We start from the raw sequence: 944 nt of genomic DNA, 5'->3' as shown, positions 1-944 counted from the left end.
GCGGAAGGCCAGCTCACCACCATCGCGCTGCCGCATGACTGGTGCGGCTATGGCGATGTCATCGCAGGTTTCAAGGCGAAGTATCCGGAAATCACCGTCAACGAACTCAACCCCGACGCCGGCTCCGGCGACGAGGTCGAGGCGATCAAGGCCAACAAGGACAACAAGGGCCCGCAGGCGCCCGACGTCATCGACGTCGGCCTGTCCTTCGGCCCGACCGCCAAGGCCGATGGCCTGATCCAGCCTTACAAGGTGTCGACCTGGGACTCGATCCCCGACAGCGCCAAGGATGCCGACGGCTTCTGGTACGGCGACTATTACGGCGTTCTGTCGTTCATGGTGAACAAGGACCTGATCAAGGAATCGCCCACCGACTGGGCCGACCTCTTGAAGCCGGAATTCGCCAACGCGGTCGCTCTTGCCGGCGATCCGCGCGTTTCAAACCAGGCCATCCAGGCTGTCTACGCCGCCGGCCTTTCCGGTGGCGCCGCAGCCGGTGAAGCTGCCGGCACTGCTGGCCTAGACTTCTTCAAGAAGCTCAACGCCGCCGGCAATTTCGTTCCGGTCGTGGGCAAGCCGGCAACGCTTGCCCAGGGTCAGACCCCGATCCTGATCAACTGGGACTACAACGCGCTCGCCGGCCGCGACACGCTGAAGGGCAACCCGCCCGTCGACGTCATCGTGCCGAAGACCGGCGTCGTCGCCGGCGTCTACGTGCAGGCGATCAGCGCCTACGCGCCGCATCCGAATGCAGCCAAGCTGTGGATGGAATACCTCTACTCCGACGAAGGCCAGATCGGCTGGCTGAAGGGCTATTGCCACCCGATCCGCTTCAACGATCTCGCCAAGAACGGCAAGATCCCGGCGGACGTGCTGGCCAAGCTGCCGCCGGCGGAATCCTATGCCTCGGCCGCGTTCCCGTCGCTCGACGAGCAGGCTAAGGC

At 64.5% G+C, this 944-nt stretch carries 1 protein-coding gene; it reads left to right on the top strand.

Translation table 11 applies throughout. From position 1 onward, the window contains the following. On the top strand, positions 1–944 hold a 944-nt coding region (locus ENZ74_RS33025), incomplete at both ends, for an ABC transporter substrate-binding protein (RefSeq protein WP_164761457.1).

This window comes from Mesorhizobium sp. M7A.F.Ca.CA.002.15.2.1 (assembly GCF_003998715.1).
GTDB lineage: Bacteria > Pseudomonadota > Alphaproteobacteria > Rhizobiales > Rhizobiaceae > Mesorhizobium > Mesorhizobium ciceri.
Note: the sequence above shows the minus strand (reverse complement) of the source record. Positions and strands in the feature narration are given on the sequence as shown.